The sequence below is a fragment of the Acidimicrobiales bacterium genome (assembly GCA_030747595.1).
Lineage (GTDB): Bacteria > Actinomycetota > Acidimicrobiia > Acidimicrobiales > MedAcidi-G1 > UBA9410.
In genome coordinates this window covers 16,259-41,765 of sequence record JASLKK010000015.1, presented here as the reverse complement: position 1 = coordinate 41,765, position 25,507 = coordinate 16,259, and the positions used below count along the sequence as shown (strand labels likewise).

Here is a 25,507-nt window from a genome sequence, read left to right as displayed (position 1 = left end):
CCGTCTCAAGTTCGACGACCGGTTCAAACGGGGGCGGCTCACAGTCAACAGAGAACTGATGGAACTCGGTACCTGACGGCGCCGGGATGGTGCCCTCATAACGACGATCTGAGTCGTCCGGATCCGTGATCACCCATTCCAGGTGCCAGGTTGCGCCTTCCGAAAGCGTCGGAAGTTCGTATGGCTCGACGGTGAGGGGAGCTACCCGTACTTCGTCTTCTCCTGCCGAGTTGGTGATGTCGATCATGGTGGTCAACAAGTAGACGACGTCGACTTCAGATTGGCTGTTGTCAAGGACAACGGTTGGCGGGCAGTCCGTCGCGATGACCTGAATCGCCGGGCAGAAGCGGGCCGGGGCGTCGGAAACCGACTGGTCCCAGACCTGGAACGAGCCGAGACCGAGGTCCTTTCCATCCTCCCAGGCCATCGCAGTGACCCGGATGAGGAGCACCTGGCCGGCGGGAGTCGCGATGGCCTGCTCGTAGTCGGTACTTGATCCACCGGTGACTACTTGGGTTCCCGACCCATCGAGTCGGTTCTCGTCGCTGCGGATTCCGGCCCACGCGTCGACCGTGAAGTTGGCGTCGACCGCTGACAGGGTGTTGTCAAGGGTGATCTGCGCGGTTCCCGAATCGCAGTCGATCGTCACTTCGGCTGTCGGTTCGAAGGCGATGTCGGTGACGACGCCGGCGTCAACTCGGTGCTCGTCCAGATTCTCGACGAGGGAGAACGGTGCGGACTCGCCGATGCTTCCAGCCAGCGGTGCGACGTCCGAGTCGGTTTCGTCAGCAAGGACGTTGTCCTCGTTGTGCTGGACCGTGTATCCAGCCGGGGTGAACCCGGAAGGGAAGGTCGCTCCGGCGTAGTCAACCTGGACCGTGTACTGCTGGATGTTTCCCGATTGGTCCTCGACTGGCACGTCAGAGATGAACCAGCGGTAGTCACCGGCATCGCTGCCACCCTCTGACTCGTCGCCGGTGGTGGCCATTTCCACGTACCCGCCGGGCCCGTAGAGAACCTGCCCCTCTTCGTCGAAATAGTCGGTGGTGTTCGTAAGGGTTGCGACTGCTCCGGCTACATGCTCCTCGGCGCCATCTTTGATTTCAGTTCGGGTTCCGGACTTGTCCCAATCTGCCCATACGTAGCCGTAGACGTTCCCGATGATCTCCGGGTCCGTGTCACCCACACAGTCGGCCTGGTTCGAACCGCTCTCCGGAATATTTCCTTTTTCCACTTCGGACGAATTCTGGCTGTTTGTGGCCTGCCACGAAACCGACCAGGTGGCGTCTTCGGGCACCGAGATATTGACCGTCTCAGGCAGCCCGCCTCCAACCGTGTCGTTGAACTCCTCTTCGACAACACCGCCGATGGTGCTGGTGACCACGAATATGACGTCCATCGTCGATTTCATGTTGTCCAGAGTGACCGTCACTTCATAAGGGGGCGGCCCTTGCTCTGAGCAGTCCAAGTCGATGACGTCCGCGCCGGGCTCGAACACATCGTCCGGCGGGCAATTCGCGGTCTCAGAACCGTTGACGGGAAGACCGACGCGCTCCGTACGAGTTCCCGAGTCTTTCGGGTCTGACGCCTCCCACTCCAGGCTCCACTCGCTTCCGTGGGGAACCAGAATCTCGATTTCTTTGCTGTCGCGGGCATTGACCGTGCCGGCGAACTCCTCTTCGACAACGCCGCCGATGGTGCTGGTGACCACGAATTCGACGTCCATCGTCGATTCCATGTTGTCCAGAGTGACCGTGACGTCGGCCTTACCACCGTCTACGGCACAGATGACTGACAACAACGTTGCCGTCGGCAGGAAGACTCCGTCGTCAACGGGCTCCCCGCCACATGCCTCCTCGTTGAGGACCCCCCCGGTCGGGTCGAAGGCGAGCTTCTCGCCGTTGAGTTCGACTTCGGCCTCCCACTCGTCGCCCCATTCGATGTCGAACGTGAACTCCTTCGTGACTCCACTGGCGATCTCTACGGAGGCCCGCTCGCGCCCGAATTCGCCACCGTCATCGTCAACGATTGCCTGTGCCCGGCCGTTGACGTTGACGGTGACGTAGAAGGTGGCGTACTTATCGCTCGTATTGGTGATCTTCAGCGGGAATTTCGAACCGATTGCCGTGGGGTTGTCGAGCACACAATCCGGCGGCCACACCACGACTGGCCCCAAGGTCGTCGGCGGATCCGCGAACGGGCATCCTCCACCGTCGTTGTTGCTTGTCTCCTGCGTATCCCCGATAGTCCCCAAGGCGAACGAGCCGGCAGCGTCACCATCAGAGTCGTCCCAGGTCAACTGGGTCAGGAAACCCTCTCCACCGTTGTTGTTGCCGTTGTTGGAGAAGAACACCAAGCTTGGTTCGTCGCTGCCGAGGCCACCCGGCTTGAAGTTGAACGAAGCCCCGTAGGTGCCCACGTAATCGGAGCCCTCACCCGCTGGGGCGGAAACCGTCGCACTCGCATACGGAACGCTGTCGTCAGACGAGGCCAGGAGCACATGACCGGAATCACCGTCCATCACGAGCCCCACAATGTTGTAGGTCTCACCCCTGTACTTGATTCCTTCAGGAACCCAGGAGTAGTCCTTGGCGTTTGACAACGACCCGCCGCTGAAATCTTCTCCCTTCTTCAGATTCCAGTCCTCAACGGCTCCCGTATCCAGGTTGACCTTCATGCTGGTACCCCCGCCGAAACCGGTGGAGACAATCACATAGGGAACCCCGCCCTCTTCGAGGTAGGTACCCGCATTGAGGTCACTGCCCGCGTCATTTTCGCGGAGCTTTGCGATGACCTCGTGGCTGGGATAGGGATATTTGCCACCGAGTTCGCCACCGGGACGGAGCCGTATGAGGCTGACGTACTTGTTGTCCTTGTCATACGAGTAGGTGACGTAGGCCCGGCCCTCTGGGTCTAAGGACAAGCCGTTCGGGTTCCCCTTACTCCCTTTTTGTTCTTTCCCCTTCGCGTCCTTATAGAGGAAATCCTCATACGCGTATTCAGCCACGATGGTGTACTTCGCGGTGACCGGGTCGTACTCCTTGAGGGAGAACACTTTTTTTCTACTCGGGGACAGAGGGTACGGGTTCTCCTTATCAGGGCCCTCTTTCCAGATGACCTGGTAGAGCACGCCGCCTCGGTCTCCTTCACAGTCGAAGAACTCTGTGCTGGAGGACGTTTGGGTGGTTACCCGTGTGGTTGTTCGACTGGACATTGAAGCCGGAAGGGTTTTCCCGACGTTTTCGGCTTCTACGACTGTTGAAGCAGCGGAGACTCCTACCGGGGTGGCCACTGTCGAAGCGAACAGCGTGACGCCAAGGAATACCCGAACAAGCCGTAGACGGTTGTTACGGCGAAGAGGACGACGGGTCCTCTGCTCGGGCCGGCGGCCAGCGAAACGTTTCATCGGCTGGCCTGCAATGCGTTTAAGGCCAGGTCAACACTGCTTTTCGCGGATTGAAGGAACCTGTCGCCGTCGAGTCTGCCGAGCGCCCACAGGTAGACGGAACCGTAGAAGTGGATGTGTGTGACCTCTGCTAGGTCCGCGGATGTACCTGGCAGGTCGTCATCTTCAGCTGCTTCGTCGTAGCAGTCGATCGTGGTCTGGTATCCGAGACCCCAGGGCCAAGGACTGTCTGTGGCCTGGTCAACTGAAGCTCTGACCATCACGACGGCTAGATCGCCGGCCCTGTAGAACTCGTCTGCAGTCAAACCTATGAAGTGCCGGGGCTTGTCGAGGCCGGAGTACTTCTCTGAATCAATCCGATAACGGCGGATGGCTGTCTCGATGGTCTCGACAGCCAGCGCTTCGAAGATGCCGGGGATCGCGTGGGGGAAGTGGTTGTGAACTGTGGCCCGGGAACAGCCGGCGACTCGCGCGATGTCCTCGATCTTCAGTTCGGTACCAGCGTCGGCCGCCGCAATGTCACGAACAGACGACAGGATGCGCTGTCGACTCTGGGCACGTTCACGGGCACCACGAGCAGACCGGCCGTCGCCTGTCCGCGACGAAACCGGTGAACTCAATGCACTCTCGGCCAGCGGCCCGTCGTGCACAGTTGCTCTCCAGTTCACCCAGGCCTACCGAGACGCCCGCCCGCAAGCCCCTACGACTCTGCAAGCGATCCGATATTCCTTGGCTTGACTCAAGTCTAAGCAACAACTCTTGGCATATTGGTGGATACCGGAGCACTCGAGATCAACCCAGTCGGCCGACCCAGAGGGTTAGAGAGGCTCTTTTGGCACCCCTGGCAACGAAAGAACCGGCATTTTTAGACGGACTAAGCCACACAACGCACCTCTATCCCCCGCCGTGAACAACCTCTGAAGCCCAAAAACCGTTGTAATCAAGGGGTTCTGGGGGCTCTGTGGGCGAGTTCTGGGGCCTGATCTAACTAATTCAAGAACGCAGAGCAACCCCTGTCCAAAAATCCGGACAACTTCTGTCCAACGACCGGAGTCGGCGAACAGCCCGAACCGGCAATTCAGGCCGTCAGGTCTGCCACTACCTTGCCCACCACCTGCCGGTCGTAGATGTCCTGGAGGGCCCGAGCGGCATCCTCGAAGGCATAGGGCGGGTGGAGTAGCGGATCCACGGCGCCCTCGTCGACCAAAGCCATCACCGATGCGACCTGGCTGGGCAGCGACTCGGGATCACGAGCCAACGACGCGCCCCAGTGGACGCCGACCACCGAGTAGTTCTTGAGCAACACGTGGTTGGTGGCCAGCTTCGGGATGCCAGCCACAAAGCCGACCACCAGGAGGCGACCATTCCAGGCCATGCACCGCCGGACCTGCTGGAACGTTTCGCCGCCCACCGGGTCGTAGGCCACGTCCACGCCCTTCCCGTCGGTGAGCTCACGTACACGCTCCACCAGGTCGTCGACCTCGCGGTGGTCGATGACCGCGTCGGCTCCGAGGGACTCACATGCCGCCACCTTGTCGGGTCCGCCGGCCACCGCGATCACTCGGGCACCAGCAGCCAGCCCCAGTTGGATTGCCGCCGACCCCACACCACCCGACGCCCCCGTGACTAGCAGCGTCTCACCGGCCGCCAGGTGAGCCCGATCGTGCAGGGCGAACCACGTAGTGCAGTAGTTCATCGGAATAGCCGCCGCCTTGGCCGACGAAAGCCCCTCGGGCACCTCGAAGGACTGCGAAGCCGGAAGCTCGATCTGCTCGGCCAATCCACCACCCAGGGCCACCACCCGGCGGCCGATCAGGTCGCTGGACACCCCCTCACCCACTGAAGCCACCGTGCCCGCCGTCTCGCTGCCTGGCACGAACGGAAGAGGTGGTTTCACCTGGTATTCACCCCTCACCTGCAGGACGTCAGGGAAGGCCAACCCCACCGCCTCGGTGTTCACCACCAGTCGACCGGGCCCCGGAACAGGAAGGTCGACCTCGTCCAGGACCATGCGGTCGATCGGATCACCCAGTTCGTGTACCTGCCATGCGCGCATGGCAGCGACCGTACCGCCGGGGCGGGATTTGCTCCTAGCCGCGCAGGGTGGCCGACAGGTTCGACTGGACAGCATCGATGCACGCCGTACGCACCGCAGCCACCTCGGCATCGGTGAGCGTCCGGTCGTCGGCCTGAAAACGCAGCGTGAAAGCCAGACTTCGCCGGCCGTCGGCCACCGGTGCTCCGCGGAACACGTCGAACAGCGACAGATCTGCCAGCAGATCACCGGCCGCCGCGGTCAGGCACGAGCCCACGGCTGACGCCGGCGTGCCCTCGTCTACCTCGAACGCCAGGTCGATGTCCGACGACGGATAGCGACTCACCCGGCGATACGGCCTCTGCCCGTGGGGCAGATCCAGAAGGGTCTCGAGATCGACTTCCAACCAGCCCACCCGGTCGGCAATGTCGTACGCAGCCAGCGCCCCGGGGTCAACCTCACCCACATGGCCGACCACCACGGTTCCCGACGACGGGTCGTCCACCTCGATGCGGGCCGTACGGGTCGGGTGCAGGCCAGCCGGACCGTCAGCCACCAGCTGGTAGTGACGGGCGTCAAGGGCGTCGGCCAAGGCCGACCAGACAGCCACTGCCTCACCGGCGTCGCGCCCACCCAAGGCCACGGCCAGGTGTTCCCGTTCGTCAGGCAGGCGTGACACCTCGCCACCCACCGGTGCCGGCGTCCTGTACACGTGGCCGATCTCGAACAGACCCAGTCCGTGCAGGCGATGGGAGGCGTTGTAGGCCAACGTCTTGAGGATGCCGGGCCGCAACGAGGCCCGCATAACCGATTCCTCAGCCACCAGCGGGTTGGTCACCGTGATCCCGTCAGCGGGCAGGCCGGCCCGCTCCAGGTCGCCGGGGGCCAGGAAGGGCACCGGCATGACCTCGTCAAGCCCCAGGCCCACCATGGCGTCACGGATCCGGCGGCGGTCATGCTGGTATGGGGTCAGAGCTCCAGTGATCGTGGAGCGGGGCAACGTCCGGGCGATGCGCTCGTATCCATGGAGGCGGGCCACCTCCTCGACCACGTCGATCTCCGTGGCGCTGTCTGGACGAAAGCTCGGCACCGTCACGTCCAGGTCGTCGCCGACCGGCGTGTTTGTGAACTCGATGGAGGTCAGGAGGTCCGCCATCTCGTCACGGGTCAGATCAGTTCCCAGGAGGGCGTTCACCCTGCTGGTCCGAACCCGGACCGGCGACCGGTCGGGCAGGTTTCCGCGGACGTCCACGATCCCGGGGGCCAACGTGGCGCCGGCGTCGGCCAGTAGTTCGACGAATCGTCGCATCGCCCGCTCGGCCACCTCGGGGTCGCTTCCCCGTTCGAAGCGGGCCGAGGCCTCACTCCGGAGGCCGAGTCGTCGCGACGACGTGGTGATGGTCATTGGGTCCCACCAGGCCATCTCCAGGAGGATCGACGTCGTGTTGTCGGAGACCTCCGTCGAGGCGCCGCCCATTATTCCGGCGATGCCGATCGCCGTGTCCGTCCCATCGGCGATCACGCCATCGGAGGCCGTGAGCGTCCGGACCTCGCCGTCCAGGGTCTCCAGCGCCTCTCCCTCGCTCGCACGACGGACCCGGAGCGCGACCGCTCCGCCACCGTCGCCAAGGGCAGCCAGATCGTAGGTGTGGTTCGGCTGACCCAACTCCAACATCACGTAGTTCGAGGCGTCGACCACGTTGTTGATGGGGCGCATGCCCAGGGCGGTGAGACGGTTGGCCAACCATCGAGGCGACGGCCCGACCCGGATGCCGTCGACCACCCGGGCCACGAATCGGCCGCACAGGTCGGGGTCGAGGACCTCCACGCCGATTCGCCCGACGGCGTCCTCGCCTGTTTCGGTGGCGTCCGGCACGGGCAGGGCGAACGCCACACCCTGACGGGCGGCCAGGTCCCGGGCCACGCCGGCGATCGACATGGCGTCGGGCCGATTGGGGTTGACCTCCAGGTCGTACAGGACATCGGGGACCAACTCGAGGGCCTCGGCAAGCGGGGTTCCGGGCGTGGGACCGTCATCCGCTGAAGAGCCCTCCAGCACCATGATCCCGTCCTGGTCGTCACCCAACCCGATTTCCTCTGCGGCACACAGCATCCCGTTGGACCACTCACCACGCATCTTCCGGCGGGCGATCTCCATGCCGTTGGCCATGGTCGTACCCAGGGTTGCCAGCGGGACCAGGTCCCCCACCGACATGTTGAACGCACCACAGCAGATCTGCAGGGCCTCACCGTCACCGGCGTCCACGTCTACGAGTTGGATCCGATCGGCGTCGGGATGGGGCCGTAGGTCGAGCACGCGGGCAACGACGACTCCGTCGAGTCCCCCGCCGATGATCGTCATCTCATCCACAGCGAGTCCCAGACCGCTGAGCTGGTCACCAATCTCGACCGGGTCGCCTTCCACCGGCGCAAACTCCCGGAGCCACGACAGGAGCACCTTCATCGGGATTCGCCCTCGGGATGTTGGCGCATCAGAACTGCCCCAGGAATCGGAGGTCGTTGCGAAACAGCTCTCGGAGGTCGTCGATGCCGTGGCGCATCAAAGCCAGGCGATCCAGGCCGAAGCCGAACGCGAAGCCCGACCAGGTCTCCGGATCGATGCCGGTGGCCTTTAGCACCTCGGGATGCACCATGCCGCAACCAGCCAGTTCCAGCCACGTGCCGTCGGGACGCTGGATGTCGAACTCAGCTGAAGGCTCGGTGAACGGGAAGTAGGAGGGTCGTAGGCGCGACGTGAACTCGCCGCCGAAGTAGGCCTTGGTGAATGCCTCGAGGGTGCCCGCCAGGTCGCCGAAGGTGATGCCCCGATCGACCACCAGACCCTCGATCTGGTGGAACACCGGCATGTGTGTGGCATCGGCCGTGTCGCTGCGGAACACGCGTCCCGGCATGATCGAGTAGATCGGCGGCTCGCAGGACTCCATGACGCGTATCTGCACAGGGGAGGTGTGGGTACGCAGCAGAGTGCTTCCGGGCTCACCGTGATCGACGTAGAGCGTGTCGTACATGTCGCGCGCGGGATGTCCGGGCGGGAAGTTGAGAGCGCCGAAGTTGTGCCACTCGTCCTCGATCTCGGGACCTTCGGCCACCGTGTACCCCATCCCCACGAACAGGTCCTCGAGACGCTCCCAGGTCTGAGTGACTACGTGGCGGTGGCCCAGGCGACGGCCACCGTCGAGTTCGGTCAGGTCGAGACGCTCGGCCTCGAGGGTGACGGCCCGTGCACTGGCCTCCAGCGTCGCCCGGCGATCAGCGAGCAGGCGTTCCAGTTCGGTCCGGACCTCGTTGAGGCGGCGACCAGCGTCCTTTCGCTCGTCAGGATCCAGTGCCCCCAGGCCCCGGCGGGCCTCGGTGACCACCGACGACTTCCCCAGGAGATCACCGTCGAGCAGCCGGAGCGCATCTAGGTCGCCAGCGGCCGCCACCGCGGCGGCGGCATCGGCGAGGTGTTGGTCTAGTTCTGGGGTCATGGGTGGAGCGCGTGGAGGCTTTCGGGGCGGTCGGTTGAAGACGGTGCACGACGGGCGCCCTGGACGGGGCACGTCCTCCGCAGGCTAGGGCACGGCCCTCTGGTCCCCGATGATCGTTTCGGACCGATCAGGCGTCTGAGGCTCCCCGGGTCCGGCACGCCTCGTAGAGCGCCACCGATCCGGCTACGGCCACGTTGAGCGAGTCCACATTTCCCGTTGTCTCCACGGTGACCGAACCAGCGCAGGCCGTCAGTACATCGTCGGTGAGCCCGTGGGGCTCATTGCCGAGAACGAGGGCCAACAACCCCTCCGCCTTGGCCACGTCGACCATCGGCGCCCCACCGGTGGGCACGGTCGCCCAGGCGACAATGTCGGCTTCGGCGAGTCGCCCCCCGACCTCCACGGCCTCGTCTTCGCCCACCATGGCGAACGGGATCCGGAAGGCAGAACCGGCGGCCGCCCGTACGACCTTCGGGTTGTAGGGGTCCACGCCGCCGACGAGAAGGACGCCCGCAGCTCCGAAGGCCTCAGCTGACCGCAACAGGGTGCCCACGTTGCCCGGATCAGCCAGGCCCACGAGCACCAGCAACGGATGCCCGGTCTCGACGCCGGCGAACAGCACATCCGGGTCGACGTCGACGAACCCCACCTCGGCTAGGGCGGGCTGGGGGGACGTGGTGCTGGTCAACCCGTCGAAAACCGAGTCGGGCACCGTGCCGACATCAGCCCCGGTTGCCTCAGCACGCGCCAGGAGCGCTTCGAGACGTGGCCCGACGTCGAGGTCGCCCAACGACGACTCGGGAACCAGCACCATGTTCACGTCGCGGCCGGCATCGAGCACCTCGGCCACCAGGCCCGGACCCTCGACGACGAAGGAACGTCGCTCATGCCGCTCTCCGCGATCACGGGCCAGCCTTCGCAACCGACGAACCCGCAGGTTGCTCCCTGAATAACCGTGCATCATCTGATCGGTAGCCGTCGTCGGCAACCGTTGAGCGGCGTTCAGGCCGCTTCGGCGCCGGCCATCTCTACCAGGGCGGCGAACGCCGCACTGTCATTGACGGCCAGGTCGGCCAGCACCTTTCGGTCGACTTCGATTCCAGCCTGCTTGAGACCGGCGATGAAGACGCTGTAGTTGGTCCCGTGCTGACGGCAGGCGGCGTTGATCCGCTGGATCCAGAGCCGACGGAACTGTCCCTTACGCGCCCGACGGTCGCGGAAGGCGTAGTTCCCGGAATGCATCACCTGCTCGTTGGCAGCGCGGAAAGTACGGCTCTTGTCGCCGTAGTAGCCCTTCGCCTGCTCGAGGACTGCCTTGTGCTTCTTCTTGCTGTGGACGGCTCGCTTGACCCTGGCCATCACGCTCTCCTGTGTTCGGGTCCCCACCGGCGGCGGCAGGGACGATCGCTGTTCGGTCGGTACCCGTTCAGTCGGTACCGGTGTTGTCTCGATGGGGCTCCAAGGCCCCGTGGGGCTCGGTCAGATGCCGAGTTGCTTGCGGACAGCCGGCACATTCGCCGGGTCCACGTCGCTCTGGCGAGCCAGCCGACGCTTTCGCTTCGGGGACTTCTTCTCGAGAATGTGGCTGAGGTTGGCGTTGCGACGCTTGAGGCGCCCGCTGCCGGTCACCTTGAAGCGCTTCGCAGCGCCGCGGTGGGTCTTCATCTTGGGCATGGTTTCTGCTCCGTTTTCGGGTCTAGTAGTTCGTCGGCCGGTCAGGCGGACGGCGGTTCGGTGGGCTGGTCCTCGGCGACGGCCGCCTCGGAAGGCGTCTCGGGCTGAGTGGCCTCCGGTGCGGTCGTGTCGGTCGCGGGAGCGACGGTCTCGGCGGTGTCGGTCGCCTCCAGATCAGCAGCCTCCGCGGCTTCGCCGGAATCGGACTCAGTGTCGACGACCTGGCGATCGGCGGCAGCCTCGCGCTGTTTGCGCGTGGCCTGACCGGGCACCAGAACCATGATCATGTTTCGGCCATCCTGTTTCGGGTACAGCTCGACTCGTCCCACATGGGACACGACCTCGGCCACCCGATCGAGGATGCGGCGACCGAGCTCCGGGTGCTGCATCTCCCGGCCACGGAACATGATGGTGACCTTGACCTTGCAACCCTCGCTCAGAAAAGCCTCAACCTTGCGGGTCTTGGTCTCAAAGTCACCAGGACCGATCTTGGGTCGGTACTTCATCTCCTTGACCAGGACATGGGTGGCCTTCTTGCGCGATTCCTTGGCCCGCTGGGACTGTTCGTACTTGAACTTCCCGTAGTCCATGATCCGGCAAACCGGTGGGTCGGCCTTGTCGGCCACCTCCACCAGGTCCAACCCGATCTCCTGGGCCGCGTCCAGTGCGTCAGACAGGGTCTGAATCCCCATCTGTTCACCGTCGGGCGAGACCAGCCGGACCTGTCGGGCCCGGATGCGGTCATTGATCCGCGGTTCCTGATTCGTCGGCGTTGCTATTAGTCGTCACTCCTGTGCGTCACGTTGGCTCTCGCTCCTCGTGGGGGTTTGGGCGGTGGCGTCCGACGGAACCGACTGGTACACAGGGTAAAGACCCCGGAAAAGCCGAAACGACGGGCGCCGGAAAGCCGACACCCGCCAAGGTCGACGGCCGTCTAGCCACTGAAGGCACTGCCTTTCAGGACATTGCCCTTCAAGACGCTGGACGACCCGTCGATCAGACGAGATGAGGACCCGGGCCCGCTGAACGCGTGCCGGGTGGGGGGTGAACCCCGCTTTCCATCTAGTTGTGAGCCGTAGGCTACCGCTCCCGGGGTCGACCAGCACCCGACGAGAGTGCCGCCCGCCGGGCAGGCCACCACGAACAACAGGAGCGAACACGATGAGCAGCCTCTGGACCCCCGGTGGAGAGCACCCCGTCGAACCCGAGGAAGTTTCAGGGACAGACGCCGCTGGCGGCACCGCGCCAACCCACGACTTGTCCGACGAGGCCCTGAGCCCGGAGGAACGCCAGCAGGCCGAGGACATGGCCCGGGAGATGGCACAAGTCCAGGAACAGATCGCCTCGGCGCCCGCCGCCGTGGTGGTGGCCAACCACCTCATGGGGTTCTACGAGTTGGCGGCCATCCACCTCTCCCAGCAGCCGCCCAACATGAGCGAGGCTTCCGTGGCCATCGACGCCCTGGGAGCCGTGGTCGAGAAGCTGCCCGGTCGTCTCGGGGAAGCCGAGGCCACGATGCGCGACGCCCTCCACCAGATCCGACTGGCCTACGTGTCCGTCGAAAAAGCCCTTCGGGACGCCGCCGAGAACCCCGGGTCAGAAGCGACCGACGAGGAGGAGTAGGCCTCTCCGGTGAACCACTGAACGGCGGAACCGCCGGTCAGTGGACGATCTTGGAAAGCGGTAGTTCGATGATGTCGGTGGCACCACCGTCACGCAGCGCCGGGATGAGCACGTTGATCTCCGACTTGGCCACCACGGTCTCGATGGCGAAGCCGGAGCCGCCGTACAGCTCGTTGACCGTCGGCGACTTCATTGACGGGATCAGGTCGATCACCGCGTCCAGGTGCTCGCCCGACACGTTCATCTTCACGAGGACCTTGCCGCGGGCCTCCAGCGTTCCCTGAAGCAACCGGTGTATCTGCTCCATGGCGTGGCGCTTGTCGGGATCGGCGTAGGCCTCAGCGTTGGCCACCAGTTCGGTGTAGCTGGTCAGGATGGTGTCGATGATCTTCAGACCGGCCGCCCGGATGGCCCGGCCCGTCTCGGTGATGTCCACCACCACGTCGACGATGTCGGGAACCTTGGCCTCCGTCGCCCCATACGAGAGTCGGATATCGGCCTCGACGCCGTGGGCCTCAAAGAACTGACGCGTCATCACCGGGTATTCACTCGACACCCGAACCCCGGCTGGGAGGTCAGCCACCGACTCGACGTCGGAATCGCCGGGGACGGCGACCACGATGCGGACCGGTCGGGCCGTGGCCTTCGAATAGTGGAGCTCGCCGAGAGACACGACGTTGCTATGCGTCTCCTCGATCCAGTCCCGTCCGGTGATCCCGAGGTCGAACAGGCCGTCGGCCACGTAGGTGGGAATCTCCTGGGGCCGCAGGATCCGGACATCGTCGATCCGTGGATCATCGATGGTTGCCCGGTAGTCGACCGAGGAATTTCGTTGGACCCCCAGGTCGGCACCCTCGAACAGGTCGAGAGTGGACTTTTCAAGGGAACCCTTGGGAAGGACGAGTTTCAGCACGACACGAACCTACCCGTCGGGACCGCCGCCGCCGCCGGGGATTTCAGCTCCCGAACGGGTTCAAGCGTCGGGTACCAGCTCGATGCGAAGGTCGTCACCGAGACGCCGGACGTCGGTGAACCGGCCGCGCCACGCCTCAGCCATGGTGGCCACTCCGGCACCAGCCAACAGAGGCCGGCCGTCATCGCCTCCCAGTAGGGCCGGGGCCACGTAGGCCACCACACGGTCGACCAGTCCCTCGCGGTGGAACCGTCCGGCCACTTCGGCGCCGCCTTCCACCAGCAACTGCAGCACACCCTCGTCACCCAGCCGGTCGAGCAGGACGCCCAGGTCCCCGTGGTGTTCCTCTGCGGGTAGTACCCGCGCGCCATCGGGAATAGCGCCCAACACGATGCGGCGGGGATCGGTCGAACCCATCGCATCGGCCTCAGGCCAGTCCCGGACGTCGAGGCGGGGATCATCAGCTCGCACAGTTCCCGATCCCACACAGACCGCGTCGCTTTCCGCCCGCATCCGGTGCACGTCGGCACGGGCCTCAGGACCGGTGATCCACCGGCTCGACCCGTCGGGGGCGGCGATGCGTCCGTCCAGTGTGATGGCCATCTTCAAGACGACCTGCGGGCGACCGGTCCTCCGGTGGTGGAGGTACGGCGCCAACTGTTCGGCGACTTCTACGGCACGAATGCCGACGACCACGTCCAGACCGGCATCTCGTAGGTGGGCGATGCCCCGGCCGGCCACCTGCGGGTCCGGGTCCTCGATGGCCACCACAACACGGGCAACTCCGGCGGCAACGATGGCCTCGGTACATGGTCCCGTTCGACCTTCGTGGTGGCACGGCTCCAACGTGGTCACCAACGTGGAGCCGACGATCGATCCGCCGTTGGCCAGCGTCGCGGCATCCATGGCCGAGCGTTCGGCGTGTGCGCCGCCGGGCGGTTCGGTGGCACCCGTGCCGACGATCAGGCCGTCGACCAGGACCACGGAACCCACCCAGGGATTCGGCGACGTCCGGTAGCGAGCGGTCGCCGCCGCGGCAATGGCCGCGTCCATGGCCGGCCCGTCGCCCGACGTTCCGGGGGTCAGGTCGTCGGCCTGTTCAACCATGACCGCCACCGGATCCTTCGCCGGAGGGATGCGGGTCGGCATTGTCGACCAACAGGCGGACGGCGTGGGGAACCACATCGGCCACCGCCTCCAGGCATTCGACGCAGCCTCGCGCCGAACCCGGGGTGTTGACGACCAGTGCGGTGCCCAGCGTGCCTGCGACACCGCGCGATAGGCGGCCCAGTGGACTGACCAGGCGCATCGCTTCGGCCAGACCAGGAGCCTGACGGCCCAGGACTGCGAGCGTTCCCTCTGGGGTGAGGTCGCGCGGGCCGAACCCTGTGCCTCCGGTGGTCACGATCAGGCCGTGGAAGCCTTCAGCCAGCCGCTGTAGCGCCCCTGCCACCTCATCGACGCCGTCGGCCGTCACCGCGGTCTCGGCCACGTGCCACCCCTGATCGTCGCAGAGAGCGACGAGGGCGGCTCCGGAGCGGTCTTCGCGAACCCCGTGCACCACACCGTCCGAGACGGTCAGGACCTTGACAACCAGTACCGGATCAGCGGGCGTCTCGCCGGCCGGCCCGTGATCGTGTGCGTCCATCCCCGGACGATACCGGAGGCCCCGTCGACGCCCCGATCCGGCCCGGTGTCCGGGAGTACCCTCAGCCGATGGCTCGACCGATGGACATCGATGCACTGGCCGGGTACGAGATTGACGAGTTCGCCCACGGTGGGACCACCCGGACCGTGCTGCGGACCGGCAGTGGGCCGGCGGTCATCGTCATGGCCGAGATGCCCGGCATCACTCCCCGGGTAGCCGACTTCGGGCGACGGGTGGCCGCCATCGGCTGCACGGCCGTCCTTCCTTCGTTGTTCGGAACGCCGGGACGTCGGGCCACCCCCGGCTACATCCTTCGATCGCTGGCTGGCGGATGCGTTTCACGGGAGTTCACGGCCTTCCTGAGACGCCGCACCTCGCCGGTGACCGACTGGCTGCGGGCGCTGGCCGCCTTCGAGCACGGCCGTTGTGGCGGCCCGGGCGTTGGCGCGGTCGGCATGTGCTTCACCGGAGGATTCGCACTCGGGATGATGGTCGACCGGCGGATGCTGGCCCCGGTGCTCAGCCAACCCAGCCTGCCGCTGCCTATTGGTGGTCGGCGACGACGATCGTTGGGCATATCGAACCGGGATCTGGAGATCGTGCGGGAGCGGGTGCGTGGCGACCGAGGGGACGACGCTGGTGTCTGTGTTCTGGGCCTCCGGTTCAGCGAGGATTCCATGGCCCCTGCCGAGCGCTTCGAGCGGCTGGCCGAGGAGTTCGGCGACGGCTTCATTGGCGTGGAGATCGACTCGTCACCGGGCAACGAGCACCGGATCTCCAAGCGGGCCCACTCGGTGTTGACCGACGAACTGGTCGACGAGCCGGGTCACCCGACGCGCGACGCACTCGATGCGGTGCTCGAACACCTCAGGGTCGGGCTACTGGCCTGACCCGACCCGGTACATGAAGACCGCCATCCCCTCGCTGTCCAGGTCCTGAGGCATTAGAAGCCCTCCACCACCATCGTCGCCATGGGGTCGCCACGGCTCCCCCACCGGCTCGGGAACCAGCGTCGGGTGGGCGGCCCGGATCCGACGATCGACCCCGGAGGTCTCGGCAGCCGTCAGAGTGCACACGCTGTAAGCCAGCAGGCCCCCTGATGCCACGAGGTCGACGGCACCGTTCAGTAGTTCCACCTGCAGGTCGGCCAACTCGCTGATCGCGACATCGGTGAACCGGCCCTCCTGCCAGCGGGCATCAGCCCGGCGTCGCAGGACCCCGAGGCCCGAACACGGGGCGTCCACCAGAACCCGGTCGAACGAACCCGATCGGAAAGGCGTCGCTCGACCGTCGGCTGCGACCAGCAATAGGTCACGCTCCAGCCGGCGGGCGTTGTCCGCCACGAGCCCGAGGCGTCGTTCCCGAAGGTCGCAGGCCACCACCCGGCCACCCGACGCGGCCAGCGCCGTGGCCTTCCCTCCAGGTGCCGCGCAGAGGTCCAGGATCCGTTCACCGACAGGTGTTCCGGCTCCCGACGCTTCCCTGTCACCGAGGTCCGGGGCCAGTACCGCCTCGACCACCAGCTGGGAGGCTCGATCCTGGTAGTAGCCGTCGTCACGCACCACGGCGGGTGCCGGACGATTCATGGATTCCATGGCCGCCATCGCGTCGGCCTCGCCAAGGTCGGTCACCAGCCGGTCCAACACCTTTTCGGGGCAACTCAGGGCCACAGCCGGCGACGGCCAGGGCGGTGCTCCTGCCCGTTGTTCGTCGGCGACTCGACGCAGCACGGCGTTGCACAGGCCGCGCACCCGTCGGGGTGCCACGGCGACGGTGGCCGAGACCGCGGCGTGTGCCGGAACCCCACCGAAGGCCAGTTGCCAAGCACCCAGACGAAGCACCGTGCGGACCTCGGGCTGGATCTCGTCATGGAGGAACCTGTCCACCAGGTGGTCGCAGGCCCGTCGCATCCGGGTCGTGCCGTACACCATGTCGGTGACGAACGCCCGGTCCCGTCGCTCCAGGTCGGACCGGTCCAGCGCGGCCCGTAGCGCCAGGTTGGCGTACGCCCCATCATGTTCGATGCGTCCCAGCACCTCGATGGCCAACCCTCGGGCATCACCCATCAGAAGCGAACCCCTCGCCATCGGTCGGGCGGGCACCGGTCACCCACGCACCGAATGTCATTCGGGCCCGATTGGCCGGTTGGACCTCGACCAGGCGCAGGCCACCGGATCCTGTTGCCACCATGTCTCCCACCAGCGTTCCGGGGGAAGGACCGTTGGCGGGCCCATCACACGGAACGGCCGAGTGCACCTTGAACCGTTCGCCCCGGAATGTGGTGTGAGCGCCGCCCACCCGGACCATCCGCTCCAATTCGGTGGCCGAACGGGACCAGTCCAACCACAGGTCACCGCTCCCGATCTTGTGGGCCCACGTGGGTTCTCCCTGCTGGGGCTCGGAGGCCTCGAGGCCAGCGGCCAGGCCGTCCACCAGGAGCCGGGCACCCAGGTCTCCGAGTCGTCCCCGTAGGTCCTCAGCCGTCTCGTCCGGGCCGATCGGTGTGGCCACCCGACCCCGGATGCCACCGGTATCGAGTTCCTCGGCCACGTCCATGAGACAGACCCCTGTTGCGACGTCGCCGGCCAGCAACGCCCGTTCGACAGGTGCCGCACCCCGCCATCGGGGTAGTAGCGAGAAGTGCAGGTTGATCATGGGTAGCTGGTTCAACAACGACACCGGGATGATCTGGCCGTAGGCAACCACCACTCCCAGGTCTGCATCCGAATCGACGACCGACGAGAGGTCATGGGTAACTGGGAGACCGAGTTCGACCGCGGCCTGAGCCACTGGGGTGGGCGACGGCGCTCCCCGCCGGCTCCGTCGACGGTCTTCGGCGGTGACCACCACGACGACCTCGGTACCCAGTCGTTCGGAGGCCTCGTGAAGTGCCCGCAGGGGTGCCACGGCGACCGCCGGATTCCCGAGGTAGGCCAGACGGCGGGGCCGCTCCGGGACGGTGGCCGTCACGGCAGTTGAAGTCCCCCGCCCGACGATCGGCCACCTGTGTCCATTGGGAAGGACCCACCAGGCTGGCTCGGGCGAGCCACGGTCAACTCGTTTAGGGCACGACGGGCGTCTCGCCGCTGTTCGTCATCGAGGTGGTCGACTAGCAGAACCCCATCCAGGTGGTCGATCTCGTGTTGGAAGAGTCGGGCCTCCAACTCGTCGGCCTCGATCGAGAGCTCGTTGCCGTCGAGATCCACGCCTACCAGGTGGATCGTCTTCGGGCGGACGATTTCCCACGACAGGCCGGGCACAGAGAGACACCCTTCCTCAAAGGCCCACTCGCCGTCGGACTCCACGATCCGCGGGTTCAGAACCACGCCGGAGTCCTCGCCGTGGTCGTATACGAAGAAACGCTTCTGCACGCCGACCTGGGGGGCTGCCAGTCCGATGCCTAGCGCCTCGTACATGGTGGTGAACATGTCTTCGCACAACCGAGCCAGCGCGCCGTCGACGTTGGTCACGTCGGCAGCCGGCGTGCGAAGGACGGGGTCGCCAATGACCCTGATCTCGTGGGTGGACACGGCGACGAGGCTACCGTCGCCACCGTGGACGCCCGGAAGGACCAGCACTACTGGTCGGATCGACCTGAGGCGGTGTCGCGACCGGGCGAGGTCTCCCTTCTACTTCCCGACGTCGACCTGACGCTGGCTACCGACCGGGGGGTATTTTCCGCCGACCGGGTCGACCGCGGAACCCGGTATCTGCTGCTAGAGGGGCCGCCGCCACCGACCGGTCCAGTTGCTCTCATGGACCTGGGTTGTGGCTACGGACCCATCGCCTGTGCACTGGCCACCCGTAACCCCGAGGCCACGGTGTGGGCCGTCGACGTGAACGAACGGGCCCGCGACCTGTGCCGGGCTAATGCCGCCAACGCCGGCCTGGACGGCGTACGGGTGGTGGCGCCCGACGAGGTCCCTGACGACCTGTCATTGGCCGGCCTTTGGTCCAATCCGCCCATCCGTATCGGCAAGGAAGCCCTCCACGACCTCCTGAACCGCTGGCTGGGTCGGCTCGCCCCCGAAGGGACGGCTCACCTGGTGGTCCAACGCCACCTGGGGGCCGACTCCCTCGCCCGATGGCTCGACGGAGCGGGCTGGACCACCACCCGGAGGGGGTCGCGCAAGGGATTCCGTCTGCTGGATGTGGCCCGCGTGGAGCCCGACGTCAGGAACCCGACATGAAGAGCTCCGCATGAAGAACCTCGATGGCACCGGACTCAAACGCCTCCACCGCGAATGGCGCCGCCGAAGCGAACCAGACGTGGCCCTGCTGCTCGACAGCGTCCAGACCCCGTACAACGTGGGGGCCATCCTGCGGACGGCCGCCGCCTACCGGGTGTCCCACCTCTGGTTGGCCGGGGCCACCAGTCCACCTACGCACGCCAAGGTGGCCAAGACGGCCCTCGGGACCGGCCGGTACCTCACGTGGACGATTTGCGAGGAGGCCGACGAGGCGTTGGCAGCTATCGCGTCGGCCGGGTACGGGCTGGTAGGTGTCGAGTTGGCCGATGGTGCTCTCCCCATCCACGACGTGGCATTCCCGGACCGGACCTGCCTAGCCCTCGGCCATGAGGACCGGGGTCTCTCGAGCACCGTGCTTGATGCCTGCGACACCGTGGCGTTCATCCCCCAGCTCGGCAAGGTCGGGAGCCTCAACGTCTCCACCGCCGCCGGCATCGCCCTCTACGAGCTGAACCGTCGACGCTGGTAGAACGGTTGCCGGTTGTTCCCATTCAGGCCCGGGCCGGATCGACCTCGATTCTGAGTCGTCCGGAAGGGCGTTCAACCGACCGGAGGAGGTCCGAAAGGGCGCCGGGATCGGGTGCCCGGACCAACCAGGCGTCGTCCCTGGGGCCCATCACCTCGATGCCGGGTCCCGTCCGACCCTCGGCTGCAGCCAGTCGCTCCATGAATGCTGGCGCCACGGCACCCGAGATACGAGCCAACGCCCCGAACGGCGCCAGGCCGAGAATCTCCCGACGCTCGCGCTCCGCAACGGCCAGCCGACCCGGGTCGGCGTGGAGCACGGCCTGGAGGACTTCATGGTCGGGTTGGCGCGTCTGGACAATGAGGCGTCCGCCAGCCGACCGAGGCCCCAGCAGTTGGGCGGCCCTGGCCAACAGGGCCATGGCCTGATCGGCGGCCCGCATCCGTGGCGCCAGCAACTCCTGATCGAAATCCAAAAAGACCACGCGGGCCACTCGACGGCCAATCCGATGGAGTACCGCCTCGGTTCCCACGAAGAGCCCGGCATGGACGCCGTCCAACGCCGACGGATCGGTTTCCGCGGTCACCTCCACGACGGGTCGACCGGCCAGCGCCTCGAGTTCCTCGCGTACCCGGTTCACCCCGGCCCGGAGGTTTCGCATTCGTGTGCCGCCGCAGCTGTCGCACACCACCGGCCGTACGGCACCATCCACTGGGCAACGCAACCCGGGCATCTCATCGACTCCGGCCGGCCGGTCCTCGATGAGCGCCGCGTCGTGGACCTCGCAGCGGGCCAGCACACCACAGGCATTACAGGCCAGCAGCCGTGACCGACCCTTCCGGTTGAGGACGCACACGACAGGGTCGCCACCGTCACCGCGCAGGACCGGCACCAGTAGGGGGCTGAACAGCCCGCTTCGCGCCGCGTCGTCTGTCCGACGATCGATCAGGTCGACTACCGGCCAGCCGATCCGCTCAGCCGACCGGGACGGGACCGACACCCGCGCCGGACTGGCCACCTCGAGGGATTCGACACTCGGGTTGGCCGAGACCAGCACACAGGGCACCCCTGCCCGTCGAGCCCGCTCGACAGCCACGTCGCGGGCGTTCCAGGTCGGTGACCGCTCCTCCCGGTAGGCATCATCGTGCTCGTCGAGCACCAGAACCGCCCGAAGATCCCGGACTGGTGCCCATGCCCCCGCTCGGGCTCCCACCACCACGCCCCCGGCCGCTGCCCGGGCCCAGTCCCGAGGGGCCACGGACACCGGGACGCCCGCTCGCCGCAGCTGACCGGCCAGCCGTCGAACGGCCTCGGCTGTGGGAGCCAGGATCAGCGCGTCACCGAGGCGGGCCGCCTCGAACACCAGCGGCAGCACATCGTCACCCGGCGGGAGTCGCACCACCGACGGCCGACCATCGGGATCCACCCGCCATGCCTCGTCGTACCACCGATCGCCGGTGGTCGGCACGGTCCACGGGTGGGGTGGCGATCCGAGCGCCTCGACCATCGTGGGCGGCGACGCCGTGGACAACAGACCGGCCACTGGGCCGACCCAGCGGTGGGCCGCCCAACGGGCGAGCTCGATCAGTTCGACGCTGGGGCCGAGACCACTCAGACGTGAGAGCGGCCGCAGGGCAACCCCCGGTGGTGGCTCGACCTGATCGTCCACCACCCATCCGGCCACCCGCCGGCCGTGCAGGATGATCCGGACACGGCTTCCGATGCCGAGGCGCTCACCCCGACCGTCCCTTGACCATGCCTCGGGAACCAGGTAGTCGAAGGCCTTCGAGACCGCAGCGACGTCCGGTAGGACCCGGACCACACGTTTCGGCCCCTCGTCGGGTCCCGCGGTCTCGTAGGGAGCGACATCCACTTCTGGTTCCCCCGAAGCCGGCTCAACCTCGTCGAACGCCAGTCGGCCCTGCTCCGGCCCGGCCTCTCCGATCGACCCGACACTCACCGGGTCAACGACTTCCGGTTCAGCCCAGGCCCAGGAAGGAACGGACGTCGTCCACCCGGTCGGTGGCCTCCCAGGGGAGTCCGGGCCGGCCGAAGTGCCCGTAGGCCGCGGTCTCACCGTAGATCGGGCGCTTCAGGTCTAGGTCGCGGATAATGGCCGCCGGACGGAGGTCGAAGACCTCCTGCACGCAGGCCGAAATCCGCTCCGGGTCTACGTTGGCCGTACCGAAGGTGTCGACCAGTACCGAGATCGGGCGGGCCATACCGATGGCGTAGGCCACCTGGACCTCGCAACGGGTTGCCACTCCCGCCGCCACCAAGTTCTTGGCCACCCATCGGGTGGCGTAGGCCGCTGAGCGGTCGACCTTGGACGGATCCTTGCCTGAGAAGGCGCCACCACCGTGGCGGGCCATGCCGCCGTAGGTGTCCACGATGATCTTTCGACCGGTTAGGCCGGCGTCTCCCACTGGACCACCGATCACGAACCGGCCCGTCGGGTTGACGTGCACCTCGTAGTCGTCGTCGGCGAACTGCTCGGGGATCACCGGTCGGATGACCTGCTCGATCAGGTCCGGGCGAATCATCGAATCCCGGTCGATCCCGTCGTTGTGCTGGGTCGACACCAGGACCGTCCGGAGCCGTACCGGGGTGTTTCCCTCGTATTCGAAGGTGACCTGGGTCTTGGCGTCAGGTCGGAGGTACGGCACCGTTCCCGCCTTGCGGACCTCTGCGTGGCGTTCAGCCATCCGATGGGCCAGGTGGATGGGCAACGGCATGAGCACGTCGGTCTCGTCGCAGGCAAAGCCGAACATCATCCCCTGATCGCCGGCCCCCTGGCGGTCCAGGTCATCGTCCTCGCCTGCCGTGCCGGAGCGGACCTCCTCGGCGGCGTCCACGCCCTGGGCAATGTCGACGGACTGGGCGTCGAGGGTGACCATCACACCGCAGGTGTGACCATCGAAACCAAAGTCCTCACGGTCGTAGCCGATCTCGCAGATCGTGTTCCGGACGGTCCGTGGGATGTCGACATAGCCGCGGCAGGTGACCTCGCCGGCCACCACGACCAGGCCGGTGGTGATCAGCGTTTCGCACGCCACACGGCTCTCAGGGTCCACGGTCAGCATCGCGTCGAGCACGGCATCGGAGATCTGATCGGCCATCTTGTCCGGATGGCCCTCGCTCACCGATTCGGAGGTGAAGGTCCAGTTGTCACTCATGTGTCGCCTCCGTTCGATGCCCGGTCGGCCCCGTCATCGTTCATCTGTTCACAGTTCGCCTGGTGGATGTCGCGGGCGGCATCGAGGACCACCCTCGCCACCTCCCGCTTGTCGCACAGGGGCACCTCGGTGATCCCGCCATCGATTCCGAGCAGGACTACGGCGTTGGTCTCGTGTTCGAACCCCACCTGAGGAGCCGACACGTCGTTCGCCACGATGAGATCGACGCCCTTGGCCTGCAGTTTCTGCGCGGCATTCTGTCGCAGATCGTCGGTTTCCGCGGCGAACCCCACCAGGACCTGCGAACTGGCCCGGGTCCGACCCAGTTGGGCGAGGATGTCAACGGTGGGCTCGAGACGGATCTCGGGCACGTTTCGGCCCTTCTTGATCTTGTGGTCGGCCACCTCGGTAGGGCGAAAGTCGGCCACCGCTGCGGCCATGAGCACCACATCGACGAGCGGAAAGCGTTCCAGGACGGCGGAAGCCATCTCGGCGGCCGTCTCCACGGCGACAACCTCGGTACCCGGGCAATCGGGTGCCGACGCCGACTGGGTGGTGATGCACTGGACCTTCGCCCCGCGGACTGCCGCCTCGGCAGCCAGAGCGTGGCCCTGTTTGCCCGACGACCGGTTTCCGATGAAGCGGACCGGACAGATGGGCTCCCGAGTACCGCCGGCGGTCACCAGGACGGTCAGGCCGGCGAGGTCCCCTGCCGGTTCGCTTCCATCCGTCGCCCCCAGCACCTCGAAGGCGGCGGCCACGATGTCAGCCGGTTCAGCCATACGGCCGGCACCTACGTCCCCGCCGGCCAGAAGGCCGTCCACCGGACCAACCATGGTCACCCCACGGTCGGCCAGCACGGCCACGTTCTCGGCCACCGAGGGCTGCTCCCACATCTCCGTATGCATGGCCGGCGCCACGACAACCGGCGCCCTGGTGGCCAACAGGGTGGCGGTGAGTAGATCATCGGACCGGCCGGTTCGGTAGTCCGACAACAGCCGGGCCGTGGCCGGGCAGACCAGCACCAGGTCGGCGCCCTGCCCTAGACGGGTGTGTGGGATGGGATGGCGTTCATCCCAGAGGCTGGTTTGTACGGGTTCGGAGCCCAGGGCATCGAAGGTGGCCCGTCCTACGAAGTGGAGTGCACCCTCGGTCATGACGGGCGCCACGTGTGCGCCGGCGTCGACCAATCGGCGACAAACCTCAACGGCCTTGTAGGCAGCTATCCCACCGGTGACACCGAGGACGATGCGACGGCCGGCGAGGGGTCCCATGAGGGTCATCCGTCCGCGAGGACGACCGGAGTTCGGATCAGGCGCCCTCGGCGCCATCGGTGACCGTGACGTCACCCTCGGGAAGTTCATCGCCCTGATGCTCGGCCATCTCGGCGTCGATGGCATCCAGCAGGGCATCGACATCCTCAGGCTCATCGGGCGGCTCGATGGCCTCGATCTTGCCCACCGAAAGTTCCTCAAAGGAGATGGAGAGCGGCTTGCGGGACGTGGAGGTGATCTGCGGTGGGATGGCGGCGCCAAGGCCCTCGCCCAACTGGCCGAAGTACGCGTTGATCTGACGGGCGCGCTTGGCGCTCACCGTTACCAGACGGAACTTGGAGTCGGCGGCCTCTAGGAGACCTTCGATCGGCGGGTTGACCATGCTGTCGTGACGCTGCACCGGGGAATCCTCTATCCGTTGTTCGTCTAAGTCGATGCCCGGTTCCAAGAATGAAACGGGCGGTAAATCGGTCCCTCTACACGGGCCGATCGGCCCTCCACGGTACCACCGAGCCTGCATGAACCCTCGAGCGGGCCCGCCAACGGAAACGGTCCGGGATCCGTTCCCGAGCCCGACCAGACCGTTCCGGAGTTCCGGTCAGGAACTGGACCGGGCAGCGTCGATCAGATCACGGATCTCGACGATCGCTTCTTCCAGCACGTCGTTCACCACCCGTCGGTAGCCGAGAGATTCGGCCTCGTCGCGCTCCCGAGCCGCCTCGACGACGCGCTGTTCCGCTCGATCCGGTGCATCGCCCCGGCCCAGCAGTCGACGACGCAACTCGGCATCGTCTGGGGCATCCACGAAGAGAACGAGTGCCTCGGGCGTGTGCTCGAGCACCTGGCGGCCTCCCGCCACGTCGATCTCCAACAGGAGATCTTGGGTGGCGTTCGCATCGGGCACCGGGGTCCCGTAGGCGCATCCCAGGAACTCGTTCCATTCCAGGAAGCCGCCGGCCTCGAGTCGCCTGTCGAACTCTGGACGGGACACGAACACGTAGGCGTCCTCGGCGTCGTCGGACCGACGTTCACGGGTGGTCCAAGAACAACTCAGGGACAGTCGGGCATCACCGTCGACGAGTGCACGGGCAATGGTCCCCTTCCCGGCACCGCCGGGTCCCGAGAGGACGACGACCAGCACGTCGACGTCGAGCGATCCGGAAGGCTTCGGTGAGCCGGCTCAGCCGAAGCGGGAAACCAGTTCGGCGCGCTGCTGGGTTCCGAGTCCTCGCAGTCGGCGGCTGTCGCTGATGCCTACCTCGTCCATGGTCCGCCGGGCCTTGACCTTGCCCAACTTGGGCAGGGACTCCAGCACGGCCAGCACCTTCATCTTGGCCAAGATGATGTCGTCATCGGCCTGCTCCAGTAGTTCGGGCAACGAGAGCGACCCCATCTTGAGTCGGTTCTTGATCTCGGCACGGACCCTTCGAGCCTCGGCTGCCTTGGCCAGAGCGGCACGCCGCTGTTCGTCAGTGAGTTGGGGGAGTCCTGCCATGTCCCGGACCTTAGTGGCGTCAGATGCCCATGGCCGACTCTCGATGGCCAGACGCC

24 protein-coding genes and 1 pseudogene are annotated in these 25,507 nt (G+C 66.2%); 4 read left to right on the top strand and 21 right to left on the bottom strand.

What is annotated here, in order from left to right:
- The 9 genes and pseudogenes from QF777_10810 to infC all read right to left on the bottom strand — a co-directional run.
- The coding region (locus QF777_10810) for a hypothetical protein (GenBank protein MDP6912035.1) at window positions 1–3,055 on the bottom strand (3,055 nt) is incomplete at its 3' end.
- A gap of 347 nt (window positions 3,056–3,402) precedes the next feature.
- Window positions 3,403–4,074 carry a TetR/AcrR family transcriptional regulator gene (locus QF777_10805; protein MDP6912034.1) on the bottom strand — a complete coding sequence of 224 codons (672 nt, stop codon included), beginning with the start codon at window positions 4,072–4,074 and terminating at the stop codon, window positions 3,403–3,405.
- A 410-nt stretch (window positions 4,075–4,484) separates the two neighbouring features.
- Entirely contained in the window at window positions 4,485–5,462 is a 978-nt protein-coding gene (locus tag QF777_10800) for an NADPH:quinone oxidoreductase family protein (protein ID MDP6912033.1), read from the bottom strand.
- Window positions 5,463–5,496: 34 nt separating this feature from the next.
- Window positions 5,497–7,905, bottom strand: a complete 2,409-nt coding sequence (gene pheT / locus QF777_10795; GenBank protein ID MDP6912032.1) for a phenylalanine--tRNA ligase subunit beta — start codon at window positions 7,903–7,905, stop codon at window positions 5,497–5,499.
- Between the two features lie 28 nt (window positions 7,906–7,933).
- Window positions 7,934–8,932: a phenylalanine--tRNA ligase subunit alpha gene (pheS, locus tag QF777_10790; GenBank protein MDP6912031.1), complete on the bottom strand. Its 999-nt coding sequence runs from the start codon at window positions 8,930–8,932 to the stop codon at window positions 7,934–7,936.
- Window positions 8,933–9,059: 127 nt separating this feature from the next.
- Window positions 9,060–9,893 (bottom strand): RNA methyltransferase, encoded by an 834-nt coding sequence (locus QF777_10785; GenBank protein ID MDP6912030.1) that lies wholly within the window; start codon window positions 9,891–9,893, stop codon window positions 9,060–9,062.
- Between the two features lie 41 nt (window positions 9,894–9,934).
- The gene (gene rplT / locus QF777_10780; protein ID MDP6912029.1) at window positions 9,935–10,291 is read right to left on the bottom strand and encodes a 50S ribosomal protein L20; all 357 of its coding nucleotides are present in this window, start codon (window positions 10,289–10,291) and stop codon (window positions 9,935–9,937) included.
- Between the two features lie 120 nt (window positions 10,292–10,411).
- Window positions 10,412–10,606, bottom strand: a complete 195-nt coding sequence (gene rpmI / locus QF777_10775) for a 50S ribosomal protein L35 (protein MDP6912028.1) — start codon at window positions 10,604–10,606, stop codon at window positions 10,412–10,414.
- 266 nt (window positions 10,607–10,872) lie between these two features.
- A pseudogene (gene infC / locus QF777_10770) lies at window positions 10,873–11,385 on the bottom strand (translation initiation factor IF-3).
- Window positions 11,386–11,767: 382 nt separating this feature from the next.
- Here infC and QF777_10765 point away from each other — a divergent pair.
- Window positions 11,768–12,229, top strand: a complete 462-nt coding sequence (locus QF777_10765) for a DUF1844 domain-containing protein (protein MDP6912027.1) — start codon at window positions 11,768–11,770, stop codon at window positions 12,227–12,229.
- Window positions 12,230–12,266: 37 nt separating this feature from the next.
- On the opposite strand, the gene hisG is transcribed toward QF777_10765, so the two are convergent.
- Genes hisG through QF777_10750 form a run of 3 tightly spaced genes read right to left on the bottom strand, consistent with a single transcriptional unit; the run spans window position 12,267 to window position 14,790 of the window.
- Window positions 12,267–13,142 carry an ATP phosphoribosyltransferase gene (gene hisG, locus QF777_10760; protein MDP6912026.1) on the bottom strand — a complete coding sequence of 292 codons (876 nt, stop codon included), beginning with the start codon at window positions 13,140–13,142 and terminating at the stop codon, window positions 12,267–12,269.
- Between the two features lie 60 nt (window positions 13,143–13,202).
- Window positions 13,203–14,249 (bottom strand): bifunctional diaminohydroxyphosphoribosylaminopyrimidine deaminase/5-amino-6-(5-phosphoribosylamino)uracil reductase RibD, encoded by a 1,047-nt coding sequence (gene ribD, locus QF777_10755; protein ID MDP6912025.1) that lies wholly within the window; start codon window positions 14,247–14,249, stop codon window positions 13,203–13,205.
- The gene (locus tag QF777_10750; protein ID MDP6912024.1) at window positions 14,242–14,790 is read right to left on the bottom strand and encodes a MogA/MoaB family molybdenum cofactor biosynthesis protein; all 549 of its coding nucleotides are present in this window, start codon (window positions 14,788–14,790) and stop codon (window positions 14,242–14,244) included. Before QF777_10750 ends, ribD begins: the two co-directional genes overlap by 8 nt.
- 68 nt (window positions 14,791–14,858) lie before the next feature.
- Between QF777_10750 and QF777_10745 the strand changes: the two genes are divergently transcribed.
- On the top strand, window positions 14,859–15,680 hold the full coding sequence (locus QF777_10745) for a dienelactone hydrolase family protein (GenBank protein ID MDP6912023.1): 822 nt from the start codon (window positions 14,859–14,861) through the stop codon (window positions 15,678–15,680).
- Here QF777_10745 and QF777_10740 read toward each other — a convergent pair.
- The 3 genes from QF777_10740 to def are packed head-to-tail and all read right to left on the bottom strand — an operon-like array spanning window position 15,669 to window position 18,320.
- A complete protein-coding gene (locus QF777_10740; GenBank protein MDP6912022.1) occupies window positions 15,669–16,856 on the bottom strand; it encodes a transcription antitermination factor NusB in 1,188 nt (395 codons plus the stop codon). The genes QF777_10745 and QF777_10740 overlap by 12 nt on opposite strands.
- Window positions 16,849–17,760 carry a methionyl-tRNA formyltransferase gene (locus QF777_10735; protein ID MDP6912021.1) on the bottom strand — a complete coding sequence of 304 codons (912 nt, stop codon included), beginning with the start codon at window positions 17,758–17,760 and terminating at the stop codon, window positions 16,849–16,851. Before QF777_10735 ends, QF777_10740 begins: the two co-directional genes overlap by 8 nt.
- A complete protein-coding gene (gene def / locus QF777_10730; protein ID MDP6912020.1) occupies window positions 17,757–18,320 on the bottom strand; it encodes a peptide deformylase in 564 nt (187 codons plus the stop codon). The genes QF777_10735 and def overlap by 4 nt, the downstream gene beginning before the upstream one ends.
- 24 nt (window positions 18,321–18,344) lie before the next feature.
- Between def and QF777_10725 the strand changes: the two genes are divergently transcribed.
- Together QF777_10725 and QF777_10720 are read left to right on the top strand one after the other, a co-directional pair.
- Window positions 18,345–18,980: a methyltransferase gene (locus QF777_10725; GenBank protein ID MDP6912019.1), complete on the top strand. Its 636-nt coding sequence runs from the start codon at window positions 18,345–18,347 to the stop codon at window positions 18,978–18,980.
- Window positions 18,981–18,990: 10 nt separating this feature from the next.
- Complete coding sequence (locus QF777_10720; protein ID MDP6912018.1) at window positions 18,991–19,509, top strand: TrmH family RNA methyltransferase; 519 nt, start codon at window positions 18,991–18,993, stop codon at window positions 19,507–19,509.
- A 22-nt stretch (window positions 19,510–19,531) separates the two neighbouring features.
- On the opposite strand, the gene QF777_10715 is transcribed toward QF777_10720, so the two are convergent.
- From QF777_10715 to mihF, 6 genes are all read right to left on the bottom strand, one after another.
- A complete protein-coding gene (locus QF777_10715) occupies window positions 19,532–21,466 on the bottom strand; it encodes a hypothetical protein (GenBank protein MDP6912017.1) in 1,935 nt (644 codons plus the stop codon).
- A 19-nt stretch (window positions 21,467–21,485) separates the two neighbouring features.
- Window positions 21,486–22,682 carry a methionine adenosyltransferase gene (gene metK / locus QF777_10710; GenBank protein MDP6912016.1) on the bottom strand — a complete coding sequence of 399 codons (1,197 nt, stop codon included), beginning with the start codon at window positions 22,680–22,682 and terminating at the stop codon, window positions 21,486–21,488.
- Window positions 22,679–23,956 (bottom strand): bifunctional phosphopantothenoylcysteine decarboxylase/phosphopantothenate--cysteine ligase CoaBC, encoded by a 1,278-nt coding sequence (gene coaBC / locus QF777_10705; GenBank protein MDP6912015.1) that lies wholly within the window; start codon window positions 23,954–23,956, stop codon window positions 22,679–22,681. The genes metK and coaBC overlap by 4 nt, the downstream gene beginning before the upstream one ends.
- A 37-nt stretch (window positions 23,957–23,993) precedes the next feature.
- The gene (rpoZ, locus tag QF777_10700) at window positions 23,994–24,356 is read right to left on the bottom strand and encodes a DNA-directed RNA polymerase subunit omega (protein MDP6912014.1); all 363 of its coding nucleotides are present in this window, start codon (window positions 24,354–24,356) and stop codon (window positions 23,994–23,996) included.
- Between the two features lie 198 nt (window positions 24,357–24,554).
- Window positions 24,555–25,097, bottom strand: a complete 543-nt coding sequence (locus tag QF777_10695) for a guanylate kinase (GenBank protein ID MDP6912013.1) — start codon at window positions 25,095–25,097, stop codon at window positions 24,555–24,557.
- Between the two features lie 39 nt (window positions 25,098–25,136).
- Window positions 25,137–25,451: an integration host factor, actinobacterial type gene (mihF, locus tag QF777_10690; GenBank protein ID MDP6912012.1), complete on the bottom strand. Its 315-nt coding sequence runs from the start codon at window positions 25,449–25,451 to the stop codon at window positions 25,137–25,139.
- Between the last annotated feature and the right edge of the window lie 56 nt (window positions 25,452–25,507).

Excerpts from the sequence above, each read along its gene's own strand:
- QF777_10800 (MDP6912033.1), bottom strand. The coding sequence starts at position 5,462 with ATGCGCGCATGGCAGGTACACGAACTGGGTGATCCGATCGACCGCATG.
- pheT (MDP6912032.1), bottom strand. The coding sequence starts at position 7,905 with ATGAAGGTGCTCCTGTCGTGGCTCCGGGAGTTTGCGCCGGTGGAAGGC.
- pheS (MDP6912031.1), bottom strand. The coding sequence starts at position 8,932 with ATGACCCCAGAACTAGACCAACACCTCGCCGATGCCGCCGCCGCGGTG.
- QF777_10785 (MDP6912030.1), bottom strand. The coding sequence starts at position 9,893 with ATGCACGGTTATTCAGGGAGCAACCTGCGGGTTCGTCGGTTGCGAAGG.
- rplT (MDP6912029.1), bottom strand. The coding sequence starts at position 10,291 with ATGGCCAGGGTCAAGCGAGCCGTCCACAGCAAGAAGAAGCACAAGGCA.
- rpmI (MDP6912028.1), bottom strand. The coding sequence starts at position 10,606 with ATGCCCAAGATGAAGACCCACCGCGGCGCTGCGAAGCGCTTCAAGGTG.
- QF777_10765 (MDP6912027.1), top strand. The coding sequence starts at position 11,768 with ATGAGCAGCCTCTGGACCCCCGGTGGAGAGCACCCCGTCGAACCCGAG.
- ribD (MDP6912025.1), bottom strand. The coding sequence starts at position 14,249 with ATGGTTGAACAGGCCGACGACCTGACCCCCGGAACGTCGGGCGACGGG.
- QF777_10750 (MDP6912024.1), bottom strand. The coding sequence starts at position 14,790 with ATGGACGCACACGATCACGGGCCGGCCGGCGAGACGCCCGCTGATCCG.
- QF777_10745 (MDP6912023.1), top strand. The coding sequence starts at position 14,859 with ATGGCTCGACCGATGGACATCGATGCACTGGCCGGGTACGAGATTGAC.
- QF777_10740 (MDP6912022.1), bottom strand. The coding sequence starts at position 16,856 with ATGGGTGATGCCCGAGGGTTGGCCATCGAGGTGCTGGGACGCATCGAA.
- QF777_10720 (MDP6912018.1), top strand. The coding sequence starts at position 18,991 with ATGAAGAACCTCGATGGCACCGGACTCAAACGCCTCCACCGCGAATGG.
- metK (MDP6912016.1), bottom strand. The coding sequence starts at position 22,682 with ATGAGTGACAACTGGACCTTCACCTCCGAATCGGTGAGCGAGGGCCAT.
- coaBC (MDP6912015.1), bottom strand. The coding sequence starts at position 23,956 with ATGGGACCCCTCGCCGGCCGTCGCATCGTCCTCGGTGTCACCGGTGGG.
- mihF (MDP6912012.1), bottom strand. The coding sequence starts at position 25,451 with ATGGCAGGACTCCCCCAACTCACTGACGAACAGCGGCGTGCCGCTCTG.